The sequence below is a fragment of the Erwinia piriflorinigrans CFBP 5888 genome (assembly GCF_001050515.1).
Lineage (GTDB): Bacteria > Pseudomonadota > Gammaproteobacteria > Enterobacterales > Enterobacteriaceae > Erwinia > Erwinia piriflorinigrans.
This window is the reverse complement of sequence record NZ_CAHS01000011.1, coordinates 1-24256: the sequence shown is the minus strand read 5'-3', so window position 1 is coordinate 24256 and position 24256 is coordinate 1. Positions and strand designations below refer to the sequence as shown.

Here is a 24256-nt window from a genome sequence, read left to right as displayed (position 1 = left end):
CCGCCAGGGTAACGCAGATAGTTTCGAAAGTTTTATCAATAACGGGTTCTGCGTAGCTTATTTTTCGGAATCATGCTGTTAACTCAACATGAAAAAGCGTTTATTAGTACACTTATATCGAGTGATTAAAAATGCAGGAGATAAGTATGAAGTGGATTTTTAGCGCAGCGATGCTGGGCCTGGCAATGATGATTAGCGGTTGTAGTAGTGATTATGTGATGGCAACCAAAGACGGTAAAATGATCATGGCCACGGGAAAGCCTCAGATTGACAAAGAGACCGGGCTGGTGAAATATACTGATGAATCTGGTCATGAACGACAAATTAACGGTGATGAAGTTTCTTCCATGGTTGAACGTTAATCTGCTTCTTGCCACCTGGTGCCGCAAGATGGCAGGTGGCTGTTACCGACCTTCCCGCTCAATCGCTTCTTTCCCCACTTAGCGTGGTTAAATCCGCCTCCGGGGTGTTGGCAGCGTGACCCGTCAATTTCTGGTAGTCTCCTCTTGTTGCGGACGTAGCTTATGTCCCTGACCTTGCCTAATGAAAAAAGGAAGCCCGCGATGCATTATCACCGTATTCCCCACAGTACCCTGGAAGTCAGTTCTTTGGGGCTGGGTACCATGACGTTTGGTGAACAAAACAGTGAAGCTGATGCCCATGCACAGCTTGACCTGGCTGTGAGTCGCGGTATCAACCTGATTGATACTGCTGAAATGTACCCGGTGCCACCACGCCCGGAAACACAGGGTCTGACCGAGCAGTACATTGGCAGCTGGCTTACAAGCCGGGGTAACCGCGATAAGGTCGTGCTGGCCTCAAAAGTTGCCGGGCCGGTACGCGGTACAGACGCCTCGATTCGTCCTAACCAGGCTCTCGATCGCAAAAATATTCGCGCTGCACTGGAAGCCAGCCTGAAACGTCTGAACACCGACTATCTTGATCTCTACCAGCTGCACTGGCCACAGCGTCAGACTAACTTCTTCGGCAAACTGAACTATCAGTACAGCGAAGAGGCCGCCACGGTGACGCTACTGGAGACTCTGGAAGCGCTGAGCGAACAGGTACGTGCTGGCAAAATACGTTATATCGGCGTGTCGAACGAAACGCCATGGGGGGTAATGCGCTATCTGCAACTGGCGGAGAAACATGAGCTGCCGCGTATCGTCAGCATTCAGAACCCCTACAGCCTGCTGAACCGCAGCTTTGAAGTGGGCCTGGCAGAGATTAGCCATCATGAAGGCGTCGAGCTGCTGGCCTATTCCAGCCTGGCATTCGGCACGCTAAGCGGTAAATACCTCAACGGCGCTCAACCGGCCGGAGCACGTAATACCCTGTTCAGCCGCTTTACCCGCTACAGCGGTGAGCAGTCCGGGCGGGCGATAGCTGAGTATGTGGACCTTGCTCGTCAGCACGGGCTGGACCCATCGCAAATGGCGCTGGCTTTTGTGCGCCAACAGCCGTTTGTCGCCAGCACCCTGCTGGGCGCGACCTCGCTGGAACAGCTAAAAATCAATATCGACAGCTACGATGTCACGCTCAATGAAGAGGTTGTTGCCGGGCTGGAAGCGATCCACCGCCGATATACCTATCCGGCTCCTTGATGATTTGACCGCCGTAACAGGTGATAACGCAGCAGCAACCGGGCCATCAACGGCCCGGTTGGTCACACGGGTTCATTTCTGACGATGTTGAAGCCATTGCCAGCCCCATAGTAAAGCAATCGCCAGCGCAAACAGCGCACCGAAACCTGCGCCGGTGGCCACAGGCGATGCGCCAAATTTGATTGCCAGCGAGTAAAGCCCCAGCATCAGCAGCATCGCGGTATTTTCACCGAGATTCTGTACCGCAATCGCGTTGCCAGCCCCGACGCTCTCTTTGCCGCGCATTTGCAATAATGCATTTAGCGGCACCACAAAAAAACCGCCGAGCATGCCGATTAAAATCAGCAGCAAATAAGCATTTATCGCATTGTGTTGCAGGGAGAAAACCAGCACTGCCACGCCAATCAGCACCCCGGCGGGCATACAGCGCGCCACGGTTTTCAACGTCACCAGCTTCGCGGCGGCCACTGCGCCGAACACGATGCCAATCGCCACCATGGCATTGAGCAACGTTGGCGTTTTGTTATCAGCGATCCCTAACGCCACCGGAACCCACAGCACCAGCAGAAAACGCAGCGTGACACCGGCTCCCCAAAACATGCTGGTTCCTACCAGCGAAAAACGCGTTTGCCCGTCACGCCACAACACGGCACAGGCCAGGAAGAAGCTGGCAGAGACCTGTTTAGGGTGCCAGGAGCGGCCACCGCGTGCCACGGCAAGCATTGGGATCAGCAGGTTAGCCGCCACCGCCAGCCCGTACACCGTGACGCAGGTCACCAGCGCGCCGGTCAGATTCCAGTCGGCGAGAAATCCCCCGGCGACGGAACCTAGCAGAATAGCCGCAATCGTCGATGACTCCATTAGGCCGTTGGCTTTCACCAGCGTATCGCCAGCGGTGAGCTCACCGAGAATACCGTACTTCGCCGGGGAATAAGCCGCTGCGCCAATCCCCACCAGGCTATAACCGAGGAAAGGATCGAAGCCTACACAGATGGTCAGCGCTCCCAGCAGTTTGAGCGAGTTGGCAAACATCATCACCCGCCCTTTGGCAAAGCTGTCTGCCAGCTGACCCACAAACGGGGCCAGGATGATATAAGTGGCGACAAACACCATCTGTAACACGGGCTGGCTCCAGTCGGGCCAGGCCAGCTGCTTCAGCACCGCCAGCGTCGCAAACAGCAGCGCGTTGTCGCCGAATGCCGAAAGGAACTGTGCGGTGATCACCGCCATCATCCCTTTTGACAGCAGGGGTTTTGCCTCAATCTGCGGATGAGTCACGACGATCCTCCTGCTGCTCCGCCATCTCGCGCAGGGTAACAAAATCAGGTTTACCGCTGCCCAACAGCGGTAGTTGTGACAACAGGCGAATATCTCGCGGCACGGCCAGTTCCGGGCTACCCAACTCACGGGCGCTCTGCATCAATGTTTCCCGCGTCAGCTGTGCATCGGTGGTAAACAGCACCAATGCCTCACCACGGTTGCCGTCCGGTTTAAGGGTGGCGGCGTGCTGTTTGTCTCCAGAGGCTTTCAGGGCGATCTGCTCCACGATCTCCAGCGACACCATCTCGCCAGCAATTTTAGCAAAGCGCTTCACGCGCCCCTGGATCTGGCAGAAGCCGCTTTCGTCGAAGCTAACGATATCGCCGGTGTCATACCAGCCCGCTTCCATCTGTCCTTCACCGTTATCGGCCTGGGGTGCCTCAAGCCTGCCCGGGTGTTCCACGCGCAGATAGCCTTTCATGATGTTAGGGCCGCGCAACTGCAATCGGCCGCCCTGCTCAATGCCCGGCACCGACACCAGGCGTGAATCCATGCCCGGCAGAATGCGCCCCACGGTATGAGATTTAGCGGCCATCGGCACATTGATCGCCACGACCGGCGCACATTCGGTCACGCCGTAGCCTTCCAGAATACGGATGCCATATTTCTCCATCCACAGCTCACGCGTGTGCTCCTGGAGTTTCTCCGCCCCGGCAACCACGTAGCGCAGACGGGCAAAATCATACGGATTAGCGAAGCGGGCATAGTTATTCAGGAAAGTGGATGTGCCAAACAGCACGGTACAGTTACGGTCGTATACCAGCTCAGGAACGATACGGTAATGCAGCGGGCTGGGATAAAGAAACACCTGCGCGCCGGTCATCAGGGGAGTAAACAGTCCCACGGTCAGGCCAAAGGCGTGGAACAGCGGCAGCGCCGACATAAAGCGATCGCGTGGGGTAAAGTCTGCCACGGTACGGATCTGTTCGACGTTCGCCAGCAGGCTCTTATGCGAATGCACCACCCCTTTGGGATGCCCTTCAGAACCAGAGGTAAACAGCACCATCGCCGCGTCTTCCGGCTGCTGAGCAACCATTGCCCGCTGTGGCAGCAGCAAATGGCTCAGTATCCACAGTTTATCCTGAGTGGTCATGGTATCTTTGAGATCTTCCAGATAGATCCAATTAACCTGAGTGATGCCCTGCGGTAGATGCCACAGCTTGCCTTTATCGAGAAACTGGCGTGAGGTAAATACGGTCTTGATTTCACCGGCGGTCAACGCGCTGGTGAGACCTTTAACCCCGGCAGTATAGTTTAGCATTGCCGGAACGCGCCCGCGCATAGAAGCCCCCAGGATAGCCGCAGCCGTCACGGTCGCGTTGGGTAGCAGCAGGCCGATATATTCACCGGGCTGGCTGTAACGTTCCAGAATGCGCCCAACGCCAAGCGTTTTTTTCAGCAGCCCGGTGTAGCTATCGGGCTTGAAATTAACGTCTTCGATACAGCGTTTAAACCGACCGTAACGGGTACGGGCGGCGAGAAATGCCTGGAACAGGGTTTCACGCGGGCGCACCGCCATACGCGCCTCCATCATAATATGGTGGAGATGCTCTCCGGCCAGGCGGCGGCGGTCACGCGCACGCGGCACCTGCGGCATGGGGATGGTGGTGGCAGGTAAGACGGTCAGCGTAATGCGTGGGAACAGGCGGCGCTTGGCCACGCCCCCGAGACGACCGAAAGGTGTGTACTCCGCCCCTTCGATACGCAGTGGCACCACGGTTGCCTGTGATTTTGCCGCGACAAACCCCGCACCATCGTAGATTTTCATCAGCGAACCGGTGACGGTGATACGCCCTTCAGGGAAAATCACCACCGGACGCCCCTGGCCGATCAGCTTCACTAAATGCTTAACCGACATCGGTTTGGTGGGGTCGAGCGGGACGAAATCGATCAGCGATCGCAACGCGCGCATATACCATTGGTCGCTAATTGAAGAGTAGACGGCAAACACCGGTTTTACCGGCAAAAAGACGGCCAGCAGTATCCCGTCAAGGAATGACATATGATTCGGGGTAATCAACACCCGCTGTTTGCTTAAACTGGCAATGTCGCCGGTTAAGCGGGTGCGAAACGCCAGACGCAACAGCACACGTAGAAAAGTAAACAGCATAGCCTGCCTGCTCCATTAGCTAATAATTGCTATTAAAGATGCATGATATAGCAAAATAATTCAATATTTATAGGAGGATCATTAAGTTAAATTAGATCGATTCCACTTTATCGATATGTGTTAGTTCGAATTTTAATATGAATATGCACTATGCCAAGTGCTTTTTATCGCGGAAGAACACTCCCGTTCAATAATGGAAAATACACCTCTCGCAGAAATCAGAAAACATCCCCCCATATGGAGGAATAAAATGCCAAATAACATCCCCTCTTGAGACCTCTCCTCTATTCTACATCCATTACAATTTCAGCAATAACATATCCACTCTCCCCTCCCGAACAAGCGTTATCTGGCTGGCTAAAAAAATCAGTCATCCGCAGGAAAAAATGATAAAAGTGATGATAAATATTTTTCTACGAAAAGTGACATAACGTTATGCTCTCCTTCATATTGATGACATCAACACATTTAAAATGTATCGAGAATTTTCATCAGCGATGGAGTAAAAAAATGCTTATACTCAGGGTTGGATCCGAAGCTCCGAGGAGTTAGTACGAGAGCGACTGGAGCACTATTTACTGTTGGATTTACGGTTAGTATTGAGTGGAATGACGGTTGGTCATCGGTAGATAATCCTGCCATTTAATATCACACTATAGGCTGATATTGGACAGTATTTCACAAGGAAAAAAAAGTGCCAAACAGCATTAGTTCAGACCACCACCCCGACATCTACACTGCTAACCAATCCATCGATGAAACACCCGTTAACGTCTCCTCCCATCCTTCCCCAGAAAGTGTTACCAGGCAGGCTAAAGATGTCAGAAATTCTCAACACACAATGACAAGGCAAGTAAGTAAACGCCCACACTCTCCAACTCATGAAAACAGTAAAATAGCAATATCAACATTAGAATTGGGAAATAATTTACTGCTACTGGCAGATGCTGCAGTTATCGTTGAAAGTTATAATACAACGTTTACACCTACATCTGGCATCACGTTTATTTCAACACAAGAAGAAACATCAGGCATACCAATAAATATAATAGATAGCTTTGTCTACGAAGTGACTCACCTTGCTTATATTCTTAATGATGGAAATGTTACTTACTCGCAGGAACTCATTAAGTATGAGTGGGAACTGTTCGAAACAATATACCGTGAATTCAAAGAAAATAAAAAAAATGGGTATCCACTCAATAATATGAAAGTGTGGGATAAAATAAAAATTGATCTGATTGAAGAATATAAAAAAAGGAGTGAAAAATTACTTATGTGGAATGCCGCCCCATATCAGCAAGGAACGGATGATGCTCAAAACATAACGTTAAAAACCGTCGGTAGGGTAAAGCAGGAGTTAAAGCACTATTTACGGCAGGACTTAATGTTTTTTCTTAAAATAGTCGCCGATAAATATTAGTTAATCATCCTTTTCATTCCACACTATTTCCTGATAGTTAACAGCATTTCACTCCCCCGGTTTTGACTTCTTCCGGGGGATCGTGACGTGAGTGATTCTATTTCATTAAGAACCCCAGCCGCCGCCGAGCGCCACGATCAGCTGGACGCTGGTGACCCATTGCGTGCTTTGCAGCTGTAGCAGGCTTTGCTGCTGGCTGAGGTTGGTATTTTCGGTGGTGGCGACATCAAGATAATCGATCATTCCGGCCTGGTACTGATTACGGGTAACACGCGCCGACTCCTGCGCCGCTGCGGTAGCACGCTGCTGCGCGAGCATTTCATCCTGTAAGGTATTCAGCTCCACCAGGTAGTTTTCCACCTCCTGGAAGCCGGTCAGTACCGTCTGGCGGTAGCTGGCGACATCGGCATCATAGGCGGCACGCGCCTGTTCAACTTTTGCCGAAGTGGCACCAAAGTCCAGCAGCGTGCCGCTCAGCTCCGGCCCCAGCGACCAGACGCGGTTGGGCAGTGAAATCACATTATGAAGTACCGAACTGGAGAAGCCGCCGCTGGCACTGAGGGTCAGATCGGGATAATAACCAGCAATCGCCACGCCCACAGCGGCATTGGCTGCCGCCACGGTGCGCTCGGCCTGGGCAATATCCGGGCGGCGTTGCAGCAGATCGGCCGGAAGCACCGCCGGGATCGCCGGTAACCTGGCGTTGAGCGGCGCTGCCGCCAGGCTGAATTCCGCCGGTGTTTTACCGATAAGCACCGCGATTGCATGCTCCAGCTGCGCCCGCTGCCAGTTGAGATCCAGCGCCGAGGCGCGGGCGCTCTCCAGCAGGTTTTGCGCCTGTGCCAGCGCAGCGCGGGATTCGCTGCCCGCAAGGTACTGGTTATTGATGACCGTCACGTAGCGCTGATAAGCATCAATACTACGCTGATAGAGCGCGATACGCCCGTCAAGGATACGTAGCTGAAAATAGTCCTGCGCCAGCGTTGACTGGGCGCTAAGAGTGATATTTGCCAGTTCGGCGGCGCTGGCATCGGCGCTGGCACGGTTTTCCTCAAGGGTACGGCGCAGCTTGCCCCAAATATCCAGCTCCCAGCTGGCGCTGGCCTGCAATTCGTGGCTGTTGCTGATGCTGCGCTGGCCGCTACTGCCGCTGGCGCTGCGCGTTGAGCTGCCGCTGCCGGTGACCGATGGGAATAGATCGCTGCGCGATGCGGCGGCCAGCGCCAGCGCCTGGCGATACAGCGCCTGATACTGCGCCACATTTTGATTAGAGATTTGTACCTGGCGCAGCAGGCCATTCAGCGTGGCATCCTGATAAACCGCCCACCATTCGCCTTTGCGGATATCGTCCTGCGGCCGCGCTTCACGCCAGCCTTTGGCCTCTTTATAGTGCGCAGTGACCGGCGCGAACGGGCGTTGATAATCAGGGCCAACCGTGCAGCCGCTAAGCAGCAGTACAGCAGCAAGGTGGGTAAGCTTTGTCAGTTTCATCATGTTATTCAGCATAGCGCAGACGCCGCCACTGACGTTGAGTGGCACGACTGACGCGGTCAAGATAAAGATACACCACCGGAGTAGTGAACAGGGTTAACAGCTGGCTGAGCATCAGGCCACCGGCAATGGCCAGCCCCAGCGGACTGCGCAAATCGGCATCGCCGCCGCTGCCCAACGCCAGCGGCAATGCACCGAAGAAGGCCGCCAGAGTGGTCATCATGATCGGGCGAAAACGCATCAGGCAGGCCTGAGTGATCGCCTGCTGCGGCGTCATGCCCTGAGTACGTTCGGCGGCCAGGGCAAAGTCGATCATCATAATGGCGTTCTTTTTGACGATACCGATCAGCAGCAGGATGCCGATCAGCGCAATCACCGTCAGCTGGGTGTTGGTTAACAGCATCAGTAGCAGCGCACCCACGCCAGCGGATGGCAGCGTGGACAGGATAGTGAGTGGATGAATATAGCTTTCGTACAGCATCCCCAGCACGATATAGACCGCCAGCAGCGCCGCGAGGATCAGCCACGGCATTGAGGCGCTCAATTCGCTGAATGCTTTTGCCGTCCCCTGGAACCCGGCCTGCACGCTATCAGGCAGGCCAATTTTTGCCATTGCGGTTTTAACCGCCGCCTGCGCCTGCTCCAGCGAGACGCCATCCTGTAGGTTAAAGGCCACCGTGCTGGTGGCTGACTGCCCCTGATGGTTGACCGCCAGCGGGGCATTCGCGCCGCTGAAGCTGGCAAAGGCAGAGATCGGAATGCGATCGCCGCTGTCGTTAATCACAAACATCTGTGACAACACGGCGGGGTCGCGCGTCCAGCTATCATTAACCGACATCACCACATGATACTGATTCAGCGTTTGATACAGGGTGGCAATCTGCCGCTGGCTGAAGGCGTTATTCAGCATTTCATCCAGCATTTTCACATTGACACCGAGCCGGGTTGCCCGATCGCGATCGATAGTAATCATCACCTCCTGACCGCCGCTTTCCGCGTCAGAGTCAACGCTGGTCAGCAGCGGGATCTGCTCCAGCGCGGCCTTCACTTTCGGCGTCCAGATACGCAGCGTATCCAGATCGTCGGCCTGTAGGCTGTATTGATAGCTGGCATTGGCGCTACGGCCGCCGATGTGGATATCCTGTGCCGCCATCAGGAACAGCTGCACGCCGGGAATATTCTGGGTTTTGCCACTCAGGCGGTTCGCCACCTCGCTGGCATTCGCCGTGCGCTGCTTATAGTCTTTCAGATGAACAAAGAACATCGCGGTGTTGCGCGATCCGAACGCCCCGCTGCCCATTGAGGATAATACGCCGTCCACCGCCGGATCGGCCGCGATCAGGCTGGCAAACTGCTGCATTTTCGGCTCCATCGCCTGGAATGAAACATTCTGATCGGCGCGTATCATTCCCATCAGCAGCCCGGTATCCTGATTGGGGAAGAACCCCCTCTGCACTACCGAATAGAGGAAGATATTCAGCAGCACGGTGAGGATCAGGCTGAACAGCGTCAGGCGCTGATGGCGCATCACCCAGCCCAGCGCCGCCGCGTATCCTGTCAGTAGACGATTTAATCCCTGCTCGATCCAGCGGCTAAGCGGATGCGGGCGGCGCTCAAGTGGCGATCGGCGTTTTAACAACCGTGAACAGAGCATCGGCGTCAGGCTGAGCGAAACCAGCATCGAAATGAAAAGCGATACGGTAAGGGTCACGGCAAATTCACGGAACAGGCGGCCTACGATGCTGCCCATCAGCAGGATCGGGATAAAGACCGCCACCAGCGACAGGGTCATCGACAGCACGGTAAAGCTGACTTCCTTTGCCCCTTTGATCGAAGCGCGTACCGGACTTAACCCCGCTTCAATGTGACGGGTAATATTTTCCAGCACCACGATGGCATCATCCACCACAAAGCCGGTAGCGATGATCAGCGCCATCAGCGACAGATTATCGAGGCTGTAGTCCAGCAGATACATCACCGCGCAGGTGCCGATTAACGACAGCGGCAGCGCCAGAGCCGGGATCACCACCGCCCTAATATCGCGCAGGAAGATAAATACCACACCGATCACCAGCAGCGTGGCGATCAGTAATGTCTCTTCGGTATCGTACAGGGAAGCCCGCACGTTCGGCGCGCGGTCAACCACGATAGCCAGCTTCATATCGGCGGGCAGCTCTTTTTCGATCGACGGCATTTGCGCTTTGATACCGTCGATGGTTTGCAGCATATTCGCCCCGGCAGAGCGGGTAACGCCAATCATCACCGACGGCACGCCGTTGTAATAGCCGACGTTGTACTTATCCTCGACGGCATCATAGACCGTCGCCACATCGCTGAGCCGGATCGCCCGACCATTCTGGTAGCTGACCACCAGATGACGATACTGTTTTGCCTGATCCAGCTGCCCATTGCCATCCACCATCCACGACTGACGTTCCCCCTCCAGCATCCCTTTTGGCCTGTTGGTGGTGCTGTTGGCAATCGCCTCACGCACCGTATCCAGCGACACGCCGTACTGGGATAACTGTTGCGGTTGCAGATCGATGCGCACCCCCGGCAGCGCGCTGCCGCGCAGCGACACCTGCCCCACGCCGTTCACCTGAGAGATCCGCTGCTGGATTTTGCTCTCCGCCAGATCGTAGAGTTCGGCACTGGTGCGGGTGGTGCTGGAAAGTGCCAGCATCACGATGGGAGCATCCGAAGGGTTAGCCTTACGGTAAGTCGGCAGCGATGGCATGCTGCTCGGCAGCAGGCTGCGGGCGGCGTTGATCCCCGCCTGGACGTCACGCGCCGCGCCGTTGATATCACGGTCCAGCGAGAATTGCAGAATGATGGTGCTGGAGCTTTGCGAACTCTGCGAGGTCATTTCGCTGATACCGGCAATCTGCCCCAGCGAGCGCTCCAGCGGGGTCGCTACCGTCGCCGCCATCGTTTCCGGGCTGGCTCCGGGCAGGCTGGCGGTCACCAGGATGGTGGGAAAGTCCACCTGTGGCAGCGGGGCAACGGGCAGCAGCCGATAACCCAGCGCTCCCAGCAGCAGCAGGGCCAGCATCAGCAGCAGTGTGGCCACCGGACGAAAGATAAATAGCCGGGTGATATTCATTCGGCTTCCCGCGCGACGGACTGACGTCGGTGGCGATTAAAACGCGTCGCCAGGCGATCGAACCACAGGTAGATGACCGGCGTAGAGAACAGCGTCAGCACCTGGCTGAAGATCAGCCCGCCGACGATCACCAGCCCCAGCGGCTGACGCAGTTCAGCCCCGGAGCCGGAGGCCAGCATCAGCGGCAACGCGCCGAGCAGCGCCGCCATCGTGGTCATCAGGATCGGGCGAAAGCGCAGCAGGCAGGCCTGGTGAATGGCATCACGCGGGCTGAGATGCTGTTTGTTCTCTGCCTCCAGGGCAAAATCAATCATCATGATCGCATTCTTTTTGACAATGCCGATCAGCAGGATCACACCAATCAGCGCAATCAGGCTGAATTCGGTATTGCACAGCAGCAGGGTTAACAGCGCCCCGACCGCCGCCGACGGCAGCGTGGAAAGGATGGTCACCGGGTGAATAAAACTTTCATAAAGAATGCCCAGCACCACATACATGGTGAGTAACGCCGCCAGGATTAGCCACAGGGTGTTGCCGGTGGCATTCTGGAACGCCGCCGTTTCTCCCTGCCAGCGCAGCGTAATACCCGACGGTTGGGCCAGCGCGTGGCTGGCTTCACCGATCGCCTGCTGCGCCTGCTCCAACGAGTAGCCGTCATTCAGGTTGAAGGAGACGGTGACCGCCGGGAACTGATTCAGGCGCATATGCACCAGCGAACCGGTCCGCATATGGATGCTGGCAACCGAGGTCAGTTTCACCATGCCGCTGGTAGCGGTACTGACCGAACTGCTGGTTGAACTGTTGGTAGTGCTGGAACTGGATGAGCTGGCCAGCCAGATATCATCAAAGGCGGCCGGTGACTGCTGGAAGCGCGGTGCCACTTCCAGCACTACACGGTACTGGTTCGACTGGGTGAAGATGGTTGAGATCAGCCGCTGACCAAAGGCGTTATACAGCGCGGTATCAACGTCAGAGGCGGTGATGCCATAGCGCGCCGCCGCATCGCGGTTGAGCTCAACGTACGCCACCTGCCCCTGATCCTGCAAATTGCTGACTACCGAGCTGAATTCGGGCCGTGCCTGCAACGCCGCCACCAGCTTAGGCGACCAGGCGACCAGGTTTTCGCTGTCCACATCGTCCAGCGTAAACTGGTAACGATCCGGACTGACCTGATCGTTGACCGTCAGATCCTGCGACGATTGCAAAAAGATCTGAATGCCCGGCACTGCAGCGGTGGCCTGTTGCAGTTCGCTAATCACCGTATCGGCGCGTTTATCACGCTCGGCAAAGGACTTCAGGTTGATCTGTAATCGGCCGCTGTTCAGGCTGGTATTGGTGCCGTCAATACCCACGGTAGAAGAGAGGTTCTCCACCGCCGGGTTTTGCAGAATAATGGCCGCCAGCTGCTGCTGACGCCGCGACATCTCACTAAAGGAGACATCCTGTGAGGCGACGGTTACGCCCTGGATCAGGCCGGTATCCTGCGCCGGGAAGAAGCCCTTCGGCACCATCAGATACAGCAGCGCGGTCAGCGCCAGCGTGGCCAAAGCCACCAGCAGGGTCATGCGCTGATGATTCAGAACGAGGGTCAGCAGGCGGTCGTAACCGGCAATCAGTCGGTCGAAGAACTCGCCGCCCTTGCGGTAGAAGCGCGACTGGCGTTCCGGCGGAGTATGGCGCAATAACCAGGCGCACAGCATCGGCGTCAGGGTCAGAGAGATCAGCATCGAGACCAGAATTGAAACCGCCAGGGTAATAGCAAATTCGCGGAACAGCCTTCCAACCACATCGCCCATAAACAGCAGCGGGATCAGCACCGCAATCAGGGAAAAGGTGAGTGAGATAATGGTAAAACCAATTTGTGCCGACCCTTTTAGCGCCGCTTCCATCGGCGTTTCACCCTGCTCCAGGCGGCGCGAGATATTTTCCACCACCACGATAGCATCGTCGATAACAAAGCCGGTGGCGATGGTCAGCGCCATCAGCGACAGGTTATTCAGGCTGAATCCGGCCAGATACATCACGCCAAAGGTGCCGACCAGCGACAGCGGCACGGCTACGCTGGGGATCAGCGTGGCCGCCACGTTACGCAGAAACAGGAAGGTGACCATCACCACCAGCGCAATCGACAGCATCAGCTCAAACTGCACGTCGCTGATGGAGGAACGAATGGTCTGGGTGCGGTCGGAGAGCACGGTTAATTTCACCCCGTCCGGTAAAGCAGCCTGCAATGTCGGCAACTGGGCTTTAATGGCATCAACCACCGCAATAACGTTAGCCCCAGGCTGGCGCTGCACGCTGATCACAATCGCCGGGCTGGTATTGGCCCACGCCGACTGATAACTGTTTTCTGCCGCCTCATCAATGTGTGCAATATCATGCAGTCGCAGTGCGGCACCGTTCTGGTAAGTGAGGATCAGGTTGCCATACTGTGCGGCGGTACGAAGCTGGTCGTTGGCATCAATGGTCACCGAGTGGTACTGCCCGTCAAACCCGCCCTTTGAGCCATTGACGTTGCTGTTACTGACCAGCGTATTGATATCTTCCAGCGTCAGGCCGTGTGCGGCCAGCGCTTTAGGATCGATGCGTACGCGGATCGCCGGCTGATGCCCTCCCGCCAGTGTCACCATACCCACGCCTGAAATCTGTGACAGCTTGAGCGCGATACGGGTATTAACCAGGTCCTGCACTTTCGTCAGCGGCTGCGTGTCCGAACTGGCAGCAAGGGTGAGCACCGCACTGTCCGCCGGGTTCACTTTCTTATAGGTTGGCGGGTTGGGCAGATCGGTCGGCAGCAGGCTGTTAGCCGCGTTTATCGCCGCCTGCACCTCCTGTTCGGCGACGTCCAGCGACAGCTCCAGCGAGAACTGAAGCGTGATCGTCGAAGATCCGCTGGAGCTGCTGGAGGTCATCTGGCTGAGGCCAGACATCTGTCCCAGCTGGCGCTCAAGCGGCGCGGTCACCGAGGAAGCCATCACATCCGGGCTGGCACCAGGATAGAGCGTGGAGACCTGTATGGTCGGATAATCCACCTGCGGCAGCGCCGAGGTGGAGAGCATGCCGTAAGCGATAATCCCGGAGATCAGTACGCCGACCATCAGCAGGATCGTGGCAACCGGACGCTGGATAAAAAGGCGTGACGGATTCATGGCGCTTTCTTGCCCCCGGCGGCGGCGCGGGTTTCTTCATGACTGACCAGCGACACTTTGCTGCCATCGTTCAGGCGGTCGATGCCTTCGGTCACCACCTGCTCACCCGCGCTGACGCCGGACAGAATAGCCTGCTGATTGCTGCCGAATGCCGGGCCAGTGGTGACGGCTTTACGCGTCACGGTGCTATCTTTATTTATCACGTAGACAAAACTGCCGTCACTGCTGAGCTGTAGCGCCTGGGCCGGGATCACCGTGGCCTGTTTCAGAGTAGCGGTTTGCAGCCGCAGATTCACAAACTGGTTGGCATACAGAGCTTCGTCCTGATTAGCGAACAGCGCTTTCAGCTCAACGCTGCCGGTGCTGGTATCGATCTGATTACTGATAAACTGCACTTCGCCCTGGGCCAGTGGGCTACTGCCTGCCTGATCGAAGGCGGTGGCGGGCAGTGACTGGCCGTTATGCAGCGCCTTGAGCAGCGCCGGGATATTGCTCTGCGGCACGCTAAAGGTAACCGCCGCTGGCTGCGTCTGGGTAATCACCACAATGCCGGTGGTGTCCGAGCTTTGCACCCTATTACCGGCATCCACCAGCCGCAGCCCGACACGTCCGGAGATGGGCGCAGTGATACGGGCAAATTCAATATTCAGCTTCGCGGCTGCAATCTGCGCTTCATCGGCTTTTACCGTACCGAGATACTGCCCCACGGTGGCTGTCTGGGTTTCAAGATCCTGTCGTGCCAGCGAGTCTTGGGCATAGAGTTTTTGATAACGCGCCAGCGTCAACCGGGCGCTTTTCAGCAGCGCCTGGTTCTGGCTCAGATCGCCCTGATACTGCGCCAGCGTGGCCAGGTAGCTGCGTGGGTCGACCTGCGCCAGCAGCTGCCCGGCGGCCACTTTTTCCCCTTCCTTGAAATAAACGTGGGTCAGCGTGCCGCTCACCTGACTGGTGACGGTGACGGTGGCATTGGGGATCACCGTGCCCAGCGCGGTCAGATAAACCGGGACATCGGCCAGCCGCACTTCCCCGGCGTGTACCGGCGTGGTCATCCCCGCCATCTGTCCTGGCCCGCCATGCCCACCCGGGCCGCCCATCGCGCTGGCTCCCCCGGCGGCAGTTTGGCCATGCGGCCAGAAGCGCCATACCAGGCCTGCAACAAGCAGCAGCACAATAATGCAGAGAATGATCATACGCCGTGAGTACGGCTTCTTTGGGGAGATTTGGCTCATGAGGCTCGGCTAATTAAATACAGTGATAAACAGCACCAGACAGGGTAATCCCCGGCGCACAAGAACTCAGCACAAAGGGCATGGGCTGCTCCCCTTACCTATTGAAAGTCTGTTGGTAGAGATGGGTATTATCTTAGCTTATCTGCTGGCGTTCTATGCTTGCAGCGTAAGATTTCCGTAAGAAATGCGAGATTTCATGGAGGCTATCACCGTGAAAAACGTAAAAAAACCACGCATACGCGTGGTTATTTACCGCTGACGATGCTGTATTTCAACCGTGACTATAGATCGCGTCCGGGGGAATATTCATATGCTTCAGCACCGGGCCAATAATATTGCCAAATACCGGTGCCGCTACCGATCCGCCGAAGTGATTGCCCGCCGTCGGATGGTTAATCATAATCACCAGCGCCACCTGAGGATTACTGGCCGGGGCGACCCCGGCAGTATAGTTGATATAGCCGCCGTCATATTTACCGCTGTCGCCCATTTTTTCGGCCGTACCGGTTTTAATGGCCAGGCGGTAGCCGGGTACGGCGGCGCGTAAGCCACTGCCGCCCGGCAGCGCATCACTCTCCATCATATGCACCACTGCCCGTACCGTCTGCTCATCGGCCACGCGTTCGCCCAGCACCGGCGGTGTCACTTTGGTAATCGACAGCGGGCGATAAACGCCAAAAGCCCCGAGGGTGGCATATTCGCGGGCAATCTGTAGAGGGGTCACGCGCAATCCATAGCCAAAAGCGAAGGTGGCGCGTTCAATATCGGCCCAGCGCTGGCGGTGCAGCGGGAAGTAGCCCACGCTCTCCCCGGTCAGACCCAGCCCGGTCGGCTTGCCCAAGCCGAAGGCATGATAGGTGTTCACCAGCACTTCGGCAGGCATCGCCAGCGCAATATGCGATACGCCTATATCACTGGATTTTTGCAGGATGCCGGTCATGGTTAAACGCGACCAGTGGCCCACATCGCGGATCAGATGACCGTTAACCCGGTAAGGTGTGGTATCCAGTACGGAATCCGGACGCACCAGCTTGCGCGCCAGGCCTTCCATCACCACCAGCGGCTTGACCGTTGAACCCGGCTCAAAGCTGTCGTTGATCGCCGTATTACGCATCTGCGCCGGTGACACATCAACGAAATGATTGGGATTAAATGACGGATAAGAAGCCATGCCGAGGATCTCCCCGGTATCGATTTTTATCAGTACCGCCGCGCCGGAGTCGGCTTTGTTGAGCAGCACCCCTTCACGCAGTTTGCTGTACATGGTGTACTGGTCAAATTTATCAATGCTGAGCTGCACGGTGGGCGGCTGCTGCGGTGGCTCATAATTAATCATTGCGACAATATTGCCGCTGGCATCCTGGCGGTATTTCTCCACGCCTGGCGTACCGCGCAACAGTTTATCAAAGCCCTTTTCTAACCCGCTAAGGCCGCCGTTCTCCGCACCAACAATACCGATCAGCGGCGCGGTGGCTTCGCTCATCGGGTAGAAACGGCTGTCGTTATACAGGGTGCTGATACCGGTCAGGTGCAGTTTTGCGATATCTTTCGCGATCCCCAGTTCGATTTTATGGCCGAGATAGAGAAAGCGGCGGTCGGGATTAGCACCGATCTGAGCGGCAATCTGTTCAGGGCGCTGTTCCAGCGCATTGGCAAGGTACTGCCATTTATCGCTGGTAAAGTCGGGATGCGCCTCCAGCACACGCTGCGGGTCGGCGATAATATCGCGCGACGGTACGCTAAGTGCCAACGCTTCGCCGTTGCGATCCAGCAAAGTCCCGCGATTGGTGGGAAGAGAGACGGTGCGCAGAGATCGCTGGTCGGCTTCTTTTTCCAGCATCGGATGATTAATCAGCTGTAAATCCGCCACCCTCAGCAGTAAAAAAACCAGGCAGGTCAACACGCCCAGACAGACAAGCCGGAACCGCAAAGGATTGAAGGTAGGAGCCGTCTGGGATTTGACCAGGGATTTTCTTGACGGTGGCATGGGGGATCCATTGCAGATGACAGAATAACTTACTGCTAATTATACAAAAAATGACAAAAGGTTAACAGGTAAACAGTGTTTCAGATCGTGTGTGACGAGGGTTAATACCCACCCGATCGTTAATGAATTAATTCATTGAAAATAATTGGGTTGTTAGAGTAATAGACAAAAAAAACCTGCGCATCTGCGCAGGTTGGTGAAATAAAGCGTAAATACTTTTTGATGTTCACCCATCAATACCTCTGGGAAATGAACTGTAGCAACCTGCGGCCTCAAGCCGCTACCTGCTAATCGCAACATATATCGGCAAAATGTAACCAGCTATGAGAACTGTCGGTTTTCAGTTTTATTTTCCCTGTTTAATTCCGCGCTCCCGTTTTGAGCCAGCTATTTTATCTCGCATATTGCCCTTAAGAACGTCTTCCCCGGATCGAATATAGTAAATAGTCCATTTTTTCATTAATGGAAATTATCCATGTCATATTACGAAAATACTTTGTAATATTTGTTTGCAGTCAGATAAGGAAATCGAGAATTAAGGATAATAATAATGAAGGATATTTCCCTGCATCGTCCGCACACGGCTGGCGTCCGGCAAATAATACTCATCTCTCTGTGGCTGGTGATGGCTGCACCCCGGGCTGAACCTGTTCCCGCGCAGGCCGATCGGCAATTTAATCATCAGCAGGAACAGCAACGCGCCTTACAGGATCGTCTGAACCCACCGGCACCGGATATTCGTCTGTCTCCGCCATCGGCTAGCTTTGGCCGCATTGTTTTCCCGCAGGAAACCCCCTGTTTCCCTATTTCTCAGGTTATCCTGAGCGGTACCGACGCCCTGCCCCACTGGTTACCCCTGCAACATATTAGCCAACAGGCGATGGGTAAATGCCTGGGTGGCAAGGGTATAAACCTGCTGATGAGTACCCTGCAAAACCGGCTGGTGGATCATGGCTATATTACCAGCCGCGTGCTGGCACCTTCACAGGATCTTAACGGCGGTGAGCTGAAGCTGATGGTGGTCGCAGGCAAAACTCGACAGGTGAAACTGACGCCGGACAGCGGACATAACGTCACGCTTTACAGCGCGTTTCCCGCCCATAAAGGCCAGCCGCTCGATCTACGCGATATTGAGCAGGGGCTGGAGAACCTGCAACGCCTGCCGACCGTGCAGGCCAATATGGAAATAGTGCCAGGCGAGCAGCCGGGCGAAAGCGATATTGCGCTTCACTGGCAGCAGGCGCGTATATGGCGCGTGGCCGCCTCACTTGACGATTCCGGCACGCGCAGCACCGGTCGCTATCAGGGCGGCCTGACATTATCGCTGGATAACCCGCTTTCGCTCAGCGATCTGTTTTATCTCTCTGGCAGCGGCAGCCTGCAAGGCAAAAAAGGCAAAAGCTCCGACAATCTCACCGCCCACTACTCGCTACCGTTCGGCTACTGGCTGATTGGCCTCACCGCCAGCAGCTACGATTATCGTCAGACGGTGGCGGCGCTCAACGGTGACTACCGTTACAGCGGTAAAAGCAGCAATCTGGATTTTCAGGTCAGCCGCATACTGCACCGCAGCGGCAGCCAGAAAACCACGCTGACTTACGACGTGCTGGCGCGGGGATCCAGAAACTACATTGAAGATACTGAGGTTGAAGTGCAGCGCCGTCGCACTGTGGCGTGGCGTATCGGCATGCAGCACCGCCACTATATTTCTCAGGCCATGCTGGATGCAGGCGTGAGTTACCAACGCGGCACCCGCTGGTTTGGCGCGCTGCCTGCACCAGAAGAAAATATGGGTGATGCCACGGCACTGAGCAAAATTGTGCAACTGACCGCCAAGGTTGATATCCCTTTTACCCTGGTGCAGCAAAAATTCCATTACAACGTGCAATATCAGCGTCAGTTGAGTCATACCCCACTCACCTCGCAAGAACAGTTTGCCATTGGTAACCGTTGGACGGTGCGCGGCTTTGACGGTGAACGGACGCTGAACGCCGACCGTGGATGGCGGGTTCGTAACGACATCGCATGGCTAACCCGCTGCCGTCACAGGAGCTTTATCTCGGGGTGGATTACGGTGAAATCGGCGGCAACGGCACGCTAGATATGGCCGGTAACCATTTAAGCGGTGGCGCAGCCGGCCTCCGTGGCCAGGCATTTAACCTTGGCTATGACCTGTTTGCCGCCGTGCCGTTTTCCAAACCAGACGGCTTCAGCACCGACCCGGTATCGCTGGGCTTTAACCTCAACTGGCAGTATTAGAGTAAGGAAACTCGACTGTGAACAAACTTCGTTATCGTCTTATTTTCAACCGGGCGCGCGGCATGCTGATGGTCGTGGCAGAAATCGCCCGCAGCCGCACGGGCTCGCCACGTACACGCAAGGACGATCCCCCCGTGCGCTGCTGTCGGCTCAGTCCATTATCCTGCGCCATACTGGCCGTTTTCGCGTTTGTGACTCCGACCGGCTGTGCTCAGGCAGGTATTGTCGCCGACGGCCAGGCCCCGAATAATCAGCAGCCGAATATCATCAGCAGCGCCAACGGCACGCCGCAGGTAAATATTCAGACGCCAAGCGCGGCGGGTGTTTCACGCAACAGTTACAGCCAATTCGACGTCGATCGCCAGGGTGTCATCCTGAATAACTCGCGCCACCATGTCGCCACGCAACAGGGCGGCATGGTGGCCGGTAACCCCTGGCTGGCTGGCGGGCGGAGAAGCAAGAATCATCCTTAACGAGATCAACTCGCGCGATCCCAGTCGACTCAATGGCTATATTGAAGTCGCCGGCCGTCAGGCGCAGGTGATCATTGCCAACCCATCGGGGATTTCCTGTAACGGCTGTGGCTTTATCAATGCTAACCGCGCCACGCTGACCACCGGTCAGGCACAGATGAATAATGGCCGGTTAACCGGCTATAACGTTGAACGCGGCGAGATCGTGGTCCAGGGTGCCGGTATGGACAGCAGCCGCCAGGATTACACCGACATTATCGCCCGCTCGGTAACCATCAACGCCGCACTGGTGGCCAAAGATTTAGCCGTGACGACCGGTCGCAACCGGGTCGATGTGGCACATCAACAGATCGATAAATTATCGACCGACGATTCCGTTCGGCCGCAGCTGGCCGTCGATGTCGCGCAGCTGGGCGGTATGTATGCCAATAAAATTCGGCTGATCGGTACTGAAAAAGGCGTTGGCGTTTATAACGCCGGAAATATTGGCGCGCAGGCGGGATCGCTGGTGGTGACGGCGGATGGCCATATCGAAAACAGCGGCCGTATCCGCAGCAGCAGTGGGATGAGCATTACCTCCAATACCACCATCGACAACAGTGGCTCGCTGCTGGCGGGCGACAATGCCAGCCTGACCAGCGCGGGCGATCTGCATAACAGCGGGTCGATCGCCGCACGTCATCACCTGCAAACACAAAGCGCCACGCTGAACAGCGAGCAGGGAAGCGTACTGGCCGCCGGGGTTAATCAGGACGGTCAACTGGTCGGCAGCGGCAACTTAACCCTGTCAACCGCAGGCCAGCTGCGCGCCCAGGGGCAAAATCTGGCTGCGGGCAGTTTCAGCGCGCGTGGGCAAGGCGTGGATGTGCGCCACAGCGCCAGCAGTGCCGTCAACATCACGCTGGACGCCGGGCAAAGCGACCTGCTGACCGGCAGTGGTGCAGAGATTGCCGCGCAGCAGCAGCTGATCGCCCGCAGCGGCAAACGGCTCAATAACGACGGCGGCACGCTTTTTGCCAACAAACTGACCCTGAGCGCACATGACCTGTCGAACCAACAGGGTGCTATTGCCCAGTCCGGTAGCGATGCGCTACAGCTTAATCATCAGGGCAGCATCAATAACCACGGCGGCAGCATCGCCAGCAGCGGCAAAGATCTGACGATAACGGCAGCCAGCATCAACAATCAGCACGGCAAAATTATTCATGCCGCTGACGGCAATCTGGCCCTGACCAGCGGCAGCCTGCGGGGCGATAAAGGCCAAATCCTGTCTAACGGCCATCTGATCCTTAACGCGGGTGATACCCAGCTTGACGGTGGCGTGACCTCGGCACAGCACATCACTCTGTCGGCGAACAGCCTGTCTAACCGTGGCGGTAAAATTTTGCAAACCGGCAGCGGTGCCATGACGCTTGCGGTGCGAAATGGCATGGATAACCAGCACGGTATTCTGGCCGCAGGTGGTGATCTTAATCTGCACGCCGCCAGGCTGAACAACCAGCAGGGCCATATCGGCGCACAAAACAGCGGATCGCTGACGCTTAACGTCAGTCATTCGCTCAACAATCAGCAAGGCGAGATCCAGGCAGACGGCACGCTGGGCATTAATACCCAGAGCCAGAGCATCAATAACCGCGCCGGAACAATCGCTGCGGGCAAAACGCTGACCTTGCTGAGCGGCGCGCTGGTCAATCAGGCTGGGCAGCTGCATAGCGGCGGCGATCTGCATCTCAATACGCACGGCCAGCATCTTGCTAATGACGGCGGCACCCTTGCCGTATCCGGTCAGGCACAGCTGGACGTCAGCGGGCTTAGCAACCACGCCGGTCAGCTACAGGCAGCGGGCAATATGCTGCTCAATGCGTTAAAAGGGTTGGTGGATAATAGTGCTGGCCTGATCCGCAGCGGCGGCAGCGCAACCATTACCGCCGCGCAGATCGTTAATCGTGACAGCAACGCGCCGGACACCGGACTGGAAGGCCAGTCGCTGCGGCTGAACAGTGATTCACTGGACAATAGCCAGGGCGCACTGCGCGCTAATGATAAGCTGGATCTCACGCTCGGCCAGTCGCTTAACAATACCCGGGGTTTACTCTCTTCAGCGGGTCTGCTGGTGATTAACGGCGATAATACCCTGGCACTGAATAACCGCAGTGGCACCCTGATCGCCGATAAAAACCTACAGCTCAGCGCCGCTTCGCTGAGCGGTGACGGCAGTGTGTTATCGCAGGGCGCGATGACGCTCACGCTGTTGCAGGGATTCGTCAATCAGGGCGAGGTGATTGCCAACGGCGATCTGAACGTCAACATGGGTAAGAGGCTGGAGAACGGCGCGCTGATTAAGTCCGGCGGCGTGCTGAATCTCCATGCAGCCAGCCTAAACAACGCGGCTGCGGGGGAAATCAGCGCCGGGCAAAACCATATTTTGACCGATGGCGAACTGACCAACCGTGGCCTGATCGACGGCAACCTGACACATATCCACTCTGCCACGCTGACCAATCTCGGCAGCGGTCGCATTTATGGCGACCATCTCGCCCTGCAAAGCACCACTCTGAACAATCAGGCCGAAAACGGCACGGCGGCGACCCTTGCCGCCCGCGAGCGGCTGGACATCGGCGCACAAACCCTCAATAACCGCGATCATGCGCTGATTTTCAGCGCCGGAGACGCGGCAATAGGTGGCCAGCTCAACGACAGCTTGCAGGCATCCGGCCAGGCTTTCGTGTTTGATAACCACAGCGCCACGTTGGAATCCATCGGTCATATGACGATCGATATCGCGCAGATCAATAACTTCAACGACCACTTGGTCACCGAAGATGTGGTTACCGAACGTTCGCAGCATCATGAAGCGGTACTCAAGGGCATGACAACCCGTTATGACTGGGCTGATATTGATACCTCGCACTCGAATAAGTACGGCGTACACGAGGCCAGAACACCTGATGGCCATGCCAACGACGATTTTTATGAGTACCAATACCAGCGCACCGTCACTGAAACGCAGATCAAAGAGAGCGATCCCGGGCAGATCATCGCCGGGGGGGACCTGACGATCAACAGCGATCGGGTGAATAACTACGACAGCCGGATTATGGCGGGCGGTACGCTGGGCGTGAACCCCGGTGCGGTGCTGAATAACGTCGCCAGCGAAGGCAAAAAAGTCACGGTCGATAATGGTAGGCAAACCCACTGGTACGCCAAAAAATCCGGCGGAGGATTGGGCGGCACCCACACCTCACAGGGCAAGGATACCAACCGTTACCAGCCAGACCCCATGATGCAAACCTTTGCCCTAGCCACCCTGGTATACCAGGGTAATACCCAAGTTAACGGCAGCGGCACCACGGTTGCCGGACGCGATACCTCGGCGCTGAATCAACAGGCCGGCAATGCCGCAGCGGTTGCCCCTCCGGCCGGACATATTGTGGAAATTACCCTACCGGATGAGGCAGCGGACAGCGTCATCCGCGTTACCCGCCCGAATACCACTTTGCCGGACAATAGCCTGTTCCAGCTGCATGGCGAGGTCAACAGCCACTATCTGATTGAGACCGACCCGCGCTTTACTCAACAGAAGCAGTGGCTGGGCAGCGACTACATGCAGAATGCGCTTACCCAAGATCCGAACCGGGTCCTGAAACGTCTGGGCGATGGCTACTACGAGCAGCGTCTGATCCGCGAACAGATCGTCGATCTTACCGGACAGCGCTATCTGGCGGGCTACAGCAATGATAGCGATCAGTACAAGGCGCTGATGGATGCGGGCATCGCTTTCGCTAAAAATTACCCTCTGACGCTGGGCGTAGCCTTAACGCCCGCCCAGATGGCGCTGCTGACCAGCGATATGGTGTGGCTGGTCAAACAGGACATTACCCTGCCGGACGGTTCACGGCAAAGCGTGCTGGTGCCGCAGGTTTATGCGCGGGTGAAAAAAGGTGACCTCGACGGCAGCGGTGCCCTGTTGGCCGGCAATAACGTGGCACTCAATACCGGTCGTGATCTGACCAACAGCGGTAAAATTGCTGGCCGCGAAGTCACGCAGATCGATGCGAATACCCTGAACAACAGCGGCTTTATCGGCGGGGAACCCCGCCAACTTTAT

General features: G+C 56.2%; 10 protein-coding genes and 2 pseudogenes. 5 read left to right on the top strand and 7 right to left on the bottom strand.

Going from position 1 to position 24256, the window contains the following annotated elements; translation table 11 throughout:
* Nucleotides 1–146: 146 nt before the first annotated feature.
* Together EPIR_RS03695 and EPIR_RS03690 are read left to right on the top strand one after the other, a co-directional pair.
* Nucleotides 147–362, top strand: a complete 216-nt coding sequence (locus tag EPIR_RS03695) for a YgdI/YgdR family lipoprotein (protein ID WP_023653960.1) — start codon at nt 147–149, stop codon at nt 360–362.
* Between the two features lie 201 nt (nt 363–563).
* Complete coding sequence (locus EPIR_RS03690) at nt 564–1604, top strand: NADP(H)-dependent aldo-keto reductase (protein WP_023653959.1); 1041 nt, start codon at nt 564–566, stop codon at nt 1602–1604.
* 72 nt (nt 1605–1676) lie between these two features.
* On the opposite strand, the gene lplT is transcribed toward EPIR_RS03690, so the two are convergent.
* Nucleotides 1677–2882 (bottom strand): lysophospholipid transporter LplT, encoded by a 1206-nt coding sequence (lplT, locus tag EPIR_RS03685; protein WP_023653958.1) that lies wholly within the window; start codon nt 2880–2882, stop codon nt 1677–1679.
* Entirely contained in the window at nt 2863–5034 is a 2172-nt protein-coding gene (aas, locus tag EPIR_RS03680) for a bifunctional acyl-ACP--phospholipid O-acyltransferase/long-chain-fatty-acid--ACP ligase (RefSeq protein WP_023653957.1), read from the bottom strand. The genes lplT and aas overlap by 20 nt, the downstream gene beginning before the upstream one ends.
* Before the next feature lie 694 nt (nt 5035–5728).
* Here aas and EPIR_RS03675 point away from each other — a divergent pair.
* Nucleotides 5729–6457, top strand: coding sequence for a hypothetical protein (locus EPIR_RS03675; RefSeq protein WP_023653956.1), 729 nt, complete (start codon nt 5729–5731; stop codon nt 6455–6457).
* A 105-nt stretch (nt 6458–6562) separates the two neighbouring features.
* Here the strand turns inward: EPIR_RS03675 and EPIR_RS03670 are convergent, their stop codons facing one another.
* The 5 genes from EPIR_RS03670 to EPIR_RS03650 all read right to left on the bottom strand — a co-directional run bounded on the left by EPIR_RS03670 (nt 6563) and on the right by EPIR_RS03650 (nt 17416).
* On the bottom strand, nt 6563–7948 hold the full coding sequence (locus EPIR_RS03670) for an efflux transporter outer membrane subunit (RefSeq protein ID WP_048696918.1): 1386 nt from the start codon (nt 7946–7948) through the stop codon (nt 6563–6565).
* A 4-nt stretch (nt 7949–7952) separates the two neighbouring features.
* Nucleotides 7953–11051: a multidrug efflux RND transporter permease subunit gene (locus EPIR_RS03665; protein ID WP_023653954.1), complete on the bottom strand. Its 3099-nt coding sequence runs from the start codon at nt 11049–11051 to the stop codon at nt 7953–7955.
* Nucleotides 11048–14200: a multidrug efflux RND transporter permease subunit gene (locus tag EPIR_RS03660; protein WP_023653953.1), complete on the bottom strand. Its 3153-nt coding sequence runs from the start codon at nt 14198–14200 to the stop codon at nt 11048–11050. The genes EPIR_RS03665 and EPIR_RS03660 overlap by 4 nt, the downstream gene beginning before the upstream one ends.
* Nucleotides 14197–15429, bottom strand: a complete 1233-nt coding sequence (locus EPIR_RS03655) for an MdtA/MuxA family multidrug efflux RND transporter periplasmic adaptor subunit (protein WP_023653952.1) — start codon at nt 15427–15429, stop codon at nt 14197–14199. The genes EPIR_RS03660 and EPIR_RS03655 overlap by 4 nt, the downstream gene beginning before the upstream one ends.
* Nucleotides 15430–15700: 271 nt before the next feature.
* A complete protein-coding gene (locus EPIR_RS03650) occupies nt 15701–17416 on the bottom strand; it encodes a penicillin-binding transpeptidase domain-containing protein (protein WP_023653951.1) in 1716 nt (571 codons plus the stop codon).
* Nucleotides 17417–17966: 550 nt separating this feature from the next.
* Here EPIR_RS03650 and EPIR_RS03645 point away from each other — a divergent pair.
* Nucleotides 17967–19675: pseudogene (locus tag EPIR_RS03645) on the top strand (ShlB/FhaC/HecB family hemolysin secretion/activation protein).
* Between the two features lie 17 nt (nt 19676–19692).
* A pseudogene (locus EPIR_RS19175) lies at nt 19693–24256 on the top strand (two-partner secretion domain-containing protein); the annotation flags it as partial.